The sequence below is a fragment of the Almyronema sp. genome (assembly GCF_052168255.1).
GTDB lineage: Bacteria > Cyanobacteriota > Cyanobacteriia > Phormidesmidales > Phormidesmidaceae > Sphaerothrix > Sphaerothrix epifaneia.
This window is the reverse complement of sequence record NZ_JBQLZL010000015.1, coordinates 20,406-28,824: the sequence shown is the minus strand read 5'-3', so window position 1 is coordinate 28,824 and position 8,419 is coordinate 20,406. Positions and strand designations below refer to the sequence as shown.

Here is an 8,419-nt window from a genome sequence, read left to right as displayed (position 1 = left end):
TCGCCGCTGGTGCGGCAGGTTTGTAAGGGGGGGTGAGCGGCGATCGCTGTGGGGGTAGGTACCCAGGGGGTGGCGGGGTCGGTGGTGAGGGGGTCGAGGTCGAGTTGCCAGGTTTGGGCGATCGCTCTGGTTAAACCGATGCGATCGCCGCTGGGATGACGAGCGATCGCAATGATTAAGTCGCGGAGCTGGTGACCTTGGGGGCATTGCCCAAAGATGTGCAGACCGTCGCGGATTTGAGCTTCTTTGAGGTTGCAGAGGTAGGTGTCGAGTTGGGGCAGGAGGGAGGGGAGGAAGGGAGAGGGAGGAGGGGGGGACGCGGGGTGAGGAGAGGGGGGTGTCAGGTTGGGGTCTTGAAGCAGGTGGGTGGTTTGCAGGAGTTTAAGCAGGCGATCGCTGATGATGGGTAACCGTTTGGGGTCGAGGCTTTGGGCTTCGTAGTATTCGTCTACGAGGGCTTCGATTTGCTGTAAGGGGCCGTAGAGTTCGGCACGGGTCATGGGGGGGGTGAGGTGATCGAGAATTACCGCTTGGGCGCGGCGTTTGGCTTGGGCACCTTCACCTGGGTCGTTGACGATAAACGGGTACAGATGAGGCATGGGGCCAAAGGCGGCTTCGGGGTAGCAGTCAGCCGAGAGGGCAATGCTTTTACCCGGTAGCCATTCCAGGTTGCCGTGTTTGCCCACATGCACCATTGCCTGCGCCCCAAACTGATGCCGCAGCCAAAAATAAAAAGCTAGATAGTCATGAGTCGGCTCTAGATCCGGCGCATGGTAGTTAAGCGAAGGATCTTGGTCATAGCCACGGCTGGGCTGAATGCCAATAAAAATATTGCCGAGTTGAATGCCGGGAATGGGGATAGGCGAGAGACGCGGAGACGCGGAGACGCCGGGACAGGGGGAAGAAAGAAACGCAGAAGATGAAGAAGAATCAAGGTTTTTGCTATTAAAAGGTGCCCTCGCCAGACCTCCCTCCCCCTGCCCTCCCCTATCTCCCTCATCTCCCCTATCTCCCTCTCCCCTCTCCCCATCCCCCCATCCCCCCATCCCCCTATCTCCCCATCCCCACCTACCGACAACTCCCCGCTGCACCCCTTCCGGTAGCTGTTCAAAATACTGGCAATAGTCTGCCAGCGATAGCGATTGCTGAGCCGTCCGCAGGTGGCGGCTTTCGAGGTCGTTGGTGATGTGGGTGGTGAGCCATTGGATTAGCTCGTCTCCCGATTCGGGTAAATAGGGAATGTCGTATCCATCTTGCTGAAGGGCTTTGAGAATTTCGACGCAGCTTTGGGGCGTGTCAAGGCCGACGCCGTTGGCAAGGCGACCGTCGCGGCTAGGGTAGTTGGCCAGGATGAGGGCAATTCGGCGTTGATCGGGAGGTGTGGTTCGTAGGCGAATCCAGTTGACGGCAAGGTCAGCAATGAAGTCAATGCGATTGCCCACAGGTTCATACGCCACAACATCGGTTTCCAGGCTGTCATGCCGTTGCTGGACGGCTTTAAACGAAGCAGCACGAGTGATGAGGCGACCATCGACTTCGGGCAAAGCCACGTTCATCGCCATGTCACGGGGAGAAAGCCCTTGCGGGTTAGCCTGCCAGCGCTCAAGCGTGCCGCCACTGAGAATGACCTGCAAGACGGGAACGTTCAAGGTTTGCCAGAGGTGTAGATCCGGGAGGGTAGCCGTCAGTTTGGCGACCGAAAAGCTGGTGGTGTTGAGCAGAATCTCGATGCCGGGTTCAGCTTTGGGTTTGAGCAGTGCGATCAAATCCGCTTGTACATCGGGGTCTTGCAGCGAGGAGACAAAAACCGGGACAGGCTGCACCTGACGAGCGGCTAGTGACTGGCAGAGCGCATGAATCGGCGCAAGGTTTCCGGCTAAATAGTGAGAGCGGTAAAAGAGAATTCCTGCTCGTGGTTTAGCCTTGCCTTCGACTTCCTGGCTTTCAGTCGCGGCCAAAGCAATCTCGGCTTGATTGGCGGCTAAGCCTTTAAGGGGGGGTGCCCAAGCGGCAGACTGATAAAGACCAACTTTAGGGACAAGCTGCGGTGGTGGCGGGTTATAGGTGGTGGCAAAATAGCGATCGCTCAAATATTGCAGCCCCCACCGCCAGTTATCGCTGCCGCCCTCGGTGAAATATTGCCAGAGCAGATTCACCACTGCTAACGGCGCTGTGGAATGGCTGATTAAATCAATATCAGGGCGATCGTCACCGGGCATGACGATCAAAGCTGCGCCTGTCTGCTGCACCGTCGCTTTGACCACTTCTAACCCGTAAGACCAATAAGCGCGCCCCCCCAACAACCGCAAAATGACGACTTTGGCTGAGGCAATGACGGTTTCGGCGTAGGTGTCGATTGAGAGTTGCTGCTGAAGTTGGAGCAAGTTGGCAACACGCAGCGCTGGAAACGCCTTCGGCAACTGGGGCAGAACGGTAGCTAGGGTTTGAATATCGGTATCAGCAGCGGTGAGTATCCCTATCGGAGCAGGCGTTTGCTCTACAAAAATTACCCCTTCTGCGGTGGGATCCCAACCGCCAGGAGTCGCAGCTAGACGATGCATCGGGCAAATCTGAAGGAACTATAGTCTTCACGGACTTTATGAAAATGGGACGCTAGGATGATCCCTAATGCCTCAACTTACTCTAGCTTGAACAGCCGCTCATCCGTTGGCTCCAACTTCAGCAACCTAGCTCGTGAGTTCTGGATGATTAGAAGAATTTAATGCTCGGTTTTGGGTTCGTTGTCAGCAGAGCGGCGTCAGGTCATGGAGTTAGCTTTTTGATTGACAGCCATTCTCGACATTGAATTTTTGCAGCCACCTATTTCTGTTTGGCACCTCATGCCTAGCTTTTTAGACGCCCTTTCCTGCTACGAACTGCCCCTCGCTGTTTTTAACGAACTGCATCACTTGGCTTTAGAAAAAGGAGCAGGTGCCGACGCATTCTTGATGACCGATGCCAGCCTGAGCGAAGCCACATTAGCTCAGCTTGAGTTGGAGCGCTTTGTGTTGATGATTTCGCCTGAGGTGCAAGTGCTGCTGCTGGGGCGATCGCAGCTAGCAGCTAGCGGCTTTGAACCAGGTAGTTTTTACCAGGTAAGGTTGACATTTACCGCGACGGCGATCGCTGACTTTCTGCGTTTACTGCGCGAGACAGCCCCCCACGATTTAGCGCTACAAGAAACGGTGCAGGCAGCCCAACCGCTGCTGCAAACCCACATTAGTCAAAGCTACAGTGAATTAGCCCTACAGTTTTTGCAACGAGCGATCGCTAGCGCCAGCGATTCTGCCAAAGCCAGCGTTGACCACCCGGTTCAAGCCGCTTTAGATCAGCAGCTTGAAAAAAGCCTGTTGCTCAATCAGGTGGTCACTAAAATTCGGCAATCCTTAGATCTCTCAGTCATTTTAGAAACAACCGTAGCTCAGGTCAGACGGTTTCTCCAAAGCGATCGCCTGGTGATTTATCAGTTTGAAGCGGCATCCACAGCTCAACCCCTGGCTGAGAGTAATCGATCAGCAGCGATCGCGAGTCATAGCGGCATTATTACCTACGAGTCTCGCATTTCCGATCAATGGCCCTCCGTACTAGAAAGCTCTGACAACACTTGTTTTAGCGATCCGCCACAAAGCTATCAAAGCTATCAGCAGGGGACACCGACTGCCATTGACAATGTGCAAGCAGCTTACCAGGCATCGCCCTGTCTGCTTTCGTTTCTGGCGCGGTTCCAGATTAAGTCAAAATTAGTCGCACCGATTTTAGTGCAAGGGCAGTTGTGGGGTCTGCTCATTGCCCATCAGTGCCGTGAGGTGCGGCATTGGCAAAGCTGGGAAATTGACTTTTTACAGCACATTGCCGAACACCTCGCAGTCGCGATCGCCCAAGCCCAGCTCTATCAGCAACTCCAGCAGCAAAAACGGACGCTAGAAGCCGGGGTAATTGAGCGCACCCAAGATCTCCACGATGCGCTTGTAGCTGCTCAGTCGGCCAGTCGCGCCAAAAGCGAGTTCTTAGCGACCATGAGCCACGAATTGCGTACCCCGCTGACCTGCATTATTGGCATGTCAGCCACGCTGCTGCGCTGGTCGCTCGGCGATCTCAATCCGCGTCAGCGCAGCTACTTAGATACCATTCACGCCAGCGGTGCCCATTTGTTGGGAGTCATCAACGATATCTTAGAAGTTTCTAAAATTGAGTCGGGACGTACGGCTTTAGACATCAGCCAGTTTTCGCTCTCTAGCCTGGTCAGACAAAGTGTAGAAGGGTTTCAAGAACAGGCGAATCAAAAGCAAATTCAACTCATTAGCGACCTAAAAATTCCGGCTGGTAGCGACCTGTTTACCGCCGACCCCCGGCGATTGAAGCAAATTTTGCAAAACCTGCTCAGCAACGCCATCAAGTTTACGCCCGCCCAAGGAACGGTCAAACTGCGGCTACGTTTTGAACCACAGGTGGTTGTTTTTCAGGTAGAAGACACTGGCATTGGCATTCCCAGTTCGCAGCATACCCTCTTGTTTGAAAAGTTTCAGCAGTTAGAAACAACTCGGCACCGCCAGTATCAAGGTACGGGCTTGGGGCTAGCCCTGACCAAACAACTGGTTGACCTGCATGGAGGATCTATCAGTGTGCAATCGCAAGTGGGTATTGGCTCTATTTTTACGGTGCGGTTACCGCTACAGCCTCACCGATCGCTGAAAGCGACTTTAGCAGAGCCTTTGACCGCTCCAGAACCGATGACGGGTCGGGTGGTGCTGGTGGCCGAGCAAGAAGAAGTTGCCAGCATCATTTGCGACATGCTAACCGCTGCAGACTACCAGGTGATCTGGATTGTGGACGGCTCTCAGATTGTTAAACAGGTAGAGTTGTTGCAACCTGTCGCGATTATTGTAGATTTGCAGCTAACCAGCGCCAACAGTCACCACATGATTCAGCAGTTGCGGGCTTATACAACGCCGGGGCAAATTAAAATTTTAGCCATTGTTGCCAGCGAAGCCGATCCTGAGCAGGTGACCGTACGTTCAATCGGGGCAGATGACGTCGTGGCCAAACCCATTGACCCGGAAGAGTTGCTAAAAACGATCAATGCGCTGATGGTAGATCCTCATTTCGCCTCAGAATCTCAGGCTCATTAGCGGGGGTTGCTCTGGGCTGATCAGGCGGGCAGACGGTAGGCGATCGCGCTGTTTGACTTAAAGACTTGTGATACAAAGCTTAAAGTCACGAAGTTCTGTCTGAATTTCGGCTTCACAATTGTAGATACGGATCTCATCATCGAGGCTTCATTATTGTGGTCGTACAGGTTTCTCAGTCCACTTACGAGCAAAAAACCCAGGCAATTGCCCAAGAACTCATTTCAGCCACGCGAGAAAAACGCTCTCTTTTTGCCCAGGTGCGCGACCAGATGCGTTGGGACGATCGGCTGCTGGCCTTTGCCATGGACAATCCAGGCTTGCGAGTACAGCTTTTTCGCTTCATCGACTGTCTGCCAGCCCTGCACAGTAAAGCCGAAATTGCGCGGCACTTGCAGGAATACTTAGGGGATCCGACCGTAGAGCTACCAGAAGCCCTCAAAGGCGTCCTCAACTTTGCCAACCCAGATTCCATGCCGGGACAGTTGGCCGCAACAACGTTTTCTAAAGCCGTCGAAACCCTGGCTCACAAGTACATTGCGGGGGAAACCATCGGCCAGGTGACGAAAACGATTGAGCGCTTGCGCAAAGACAAAATGGCATTTACCGTAGACCTTTTGGGCGAAGCGGTCATCACCGAAGCAGAAGCTCAGGCTTATCTCAACGGCTATTTAGTGCTGATGGAGCAGCTGACTACGGCGGCTCAAAAGTGGTCTTCCGTGGCCGCCATTGACCAGGCGGAGGGAGAAGCACTAGCCAAGGTTCAGGTATCGGTAAAGCTAACGGCTTTTTACTCCCAGTTTGATCCGCTAGATGCCCAAGGCAGTCAGGAGAAAGTCAGCGATCGCATTCGCACCCTGTTACGTCGAGCCAAAGAATTAGGCGCTGCGGTTCACTTTGATATGGAGCAATATGTCTACAAAACGCTGACGCTGTCAACCTTAAAAACGGTATTGCTAGAAGCAGAATTCCGCGATCGCAGCGATATTGGCGTCACCTTGCAGGCTTATTTACGCGATAGCTACAGCGACCTAAAAGATTTAATTGAGTGGGCCAAAGAGCGCGGCACGCCGCTAACGGTGCGGCTGGTTAAAGGCGCTTATTGGGATCAAGAAACGATCAAAGCCGTCCAGCACGACTGGACTCAGCCCGTTTATAGCCACAAAGAATCGACCGATGCTAACTTTGAGCGGATGACGCGGCTGCTGCTTGAAAACCACGAATATCTCTATGCCGCCATCGGTAGCCACAATGTCCGTTCTCAGGCGTATGCCATGGCGATCGCAGAGACGATCAACGTTCCTAAGCGGGCTATTGAGCTACAGGTTCTCTACGGCATGGCCGACAAATTGGCCAAAGCCATGAGCGATCGCGGCTACCGTGTGCGGGTTTACTCTCCCTACGGCGAGCTGATTCCCGGCATGGCCTATTTGATTCGTCGGCTGCTAGAAAATACGGCCAATAGCTCTTTCCTGCGGCAAAATTTAGAAGAACGCCCGGTTGCTGAACTTCTGGGTGCTCCTGAATTTGCCCCTGACGACGCTGACGGCCAGCGCCCCAAGGTCACTGGCGAAACCACCGCCTTTGCCAATGCCGCCGATACCGATTATGCCGAGGCCGAAGCGCGTCACGCAGCGGCGGTAGCGCTCAAAAAGGTACGTTTACAGCTCGGTCAAACCTATTTACCGTTGGTGAACGGCGATTTTGTTTCAACTGAAACGCAGGTAGACTCGGTTAATCCTTCAAACCCCAGCGAAGTAATTGGCAAGATCGGTTTGCTCAGTCAGGAACAAGCTGATCAGGCGATCGCTGCGGCCAAAGCCGCCTTTCCCCAATGGCAAGCAACCCCCGCCTCAGAACGAGCCGCGATTTTGCGACGCGCGGCTGATTTAATGGAGGCGCGGCGGGCAGAACTGTCTACCTGGGTCATGCTGGAGGTGGGCAAAGCGTTGAAACAAGCTGACGCTGAAGTTTCTGAAGCGATTGATTTTTGTCGCTACTACGCCGATGAGATGGAGCGGCTCGATCGCGGTTACGACTATGACCTAGCAGGCGAAACCAACCACTATCGCTACTTTCCGCGTGGCATTGCCGTTGTCATTTCACCCTGGAACTTCCCAATTGCGATCGCCACTGGCATGACCGTGGCAGCACTGGTCACGGGCAACTGCACGCTGCTCAAACCGGCTGAAAATTCGGCGGTTATTGCCGCCAAAATTGGTGAGATTTTAGCCGAAGCGGGCATTCCCAAAGGCGTCTTTCAGTATGTGCCCGCCAGAGGCTCGACCGTGGGAGCGCATTTGGTCAAACACCCCGATGTTCACCTAGTTGCGTTTACCGGATCGCGCGAAGTCGGCTGCCAGATCTACGCTGAAGCCGCTCAGATGCAGCCCGGTCAAAAACACTTGAAGCGGGTAATTGCCGAAATGGGGGGCAAAAACGCCATCATCGTTGACGAAAGTGCCGACCTTGATCAGGCAACGCAGGGTGTGGTGCAGTCAGCCTTTGGCTATAGCGGCCAAAAATGCTCGGCTTGTTCGCGCGTGATTGTGCTGGCTCCGATTTACGAAACTTTTGTCAATCGCTTGGTAGAAGCAACGCGATCGCTCAATATTGGCCCGGCTGAAGATCCCAGCACCGTGGTTGGCCCCGTGGTAGATGCCAAAGCCCGCGATCGCATTCGTCAGTACATTGAAACGGGCAAAGCCCAGTCACAGATAGCCCTAGAAATGCCTGTGCCTGATACCGGATATTTTGTTAGCCCCACCATTTTTACCCAGGTTTCCCCCACAGACACCATTGCCCAGGAAGAAATTTTTGGCCCGGTGCTAGCGGTAATGAAAGCTGAAACCTTTGATGAAGCCTTGGCGATCGCCAACGGTACCGATTATGGGCTAACAGGTGGCCTGTATTCTAGAACGCCTTCCCATATCGAGCGATCGCAACGCGAGTTTGCCGTCGGCAACCTCTATATCAACCGCAACATCACCGGGGCGATTGTTGCTCGTCAGCCCTTTGGCGGCTTCAAGATGTCAGGCGTTGGCTCTAAAGCAGGTGGCCCCGACTATTTGCTGCAATTTCTAGAACCCAGAGTGGCGACAGAAAACGTTCAGCGCCAAGGCTTTGCTCCGATTGCAGGGATGGAATAAAGCTGCTGGCTTGCCTAAAAAGTAACAGCCTAGCGATCGCCTTAGTCATTCATAGGGCGATCGCTGCTATTTAGAGCCTACCTCCGCCGTTGCGGCCACCCGCCATTAGCCCAAAAAGCGGGGCTTCATTTACGTTGCTTAATA

3 protein-coding genes are annotated in these 8,419 nt (G+C 53.9%); 2 read left to right on the top strand and 1 reads right to left on the bottom strand.

Features of this window, described 5'->3' with window-relative positions; genetic code table 11:
• A partial coding sequence (locus ACTS3T_RS02650; protein ID WP_462934744.1) for a cobaltochelatase subunit CobN occupies positions 1–2,561 on the bottom strand: 2,561 nt, incomplete at its 3' end.
• A 222-nt stretch (positions 2,562–2,783) separates the two neighbouring features.
• Between ACTS3T_RS02650 and ACTS3T_RS02645 the strand changes: the two genes are divergently transcribed.
• Together ACTS3T_RS02645 and pruA are read left to right on the top strand one after the other, a co-directional pair.
• Complete coding sequence (locus ACTS3T_RS02645) at positions 2,784–5,129, top strand: hybrid sensor histidine kinase/response regulator (RefSeq protein WP_462934743.1); 2,346 nt, start codon at positions 2,784–2,786, stop codon at positions 5,127–5,129.
• A gap of 155 nt (positions 5,130–5,284) precedes the next feature.
• Entirely contained in the window at positions 5,285–8,275 is a 2,991-nt protein-coding gene (gene pruA / locus ACTS3T_RS02640; protein WP_462934742.1) for an L-glutamate gamma-semialdehyde dehydrogenase, read from the top strand.
• The last annotated feature ends 144 nt before the right edge of the window (positions 8,276–8,419 follow it).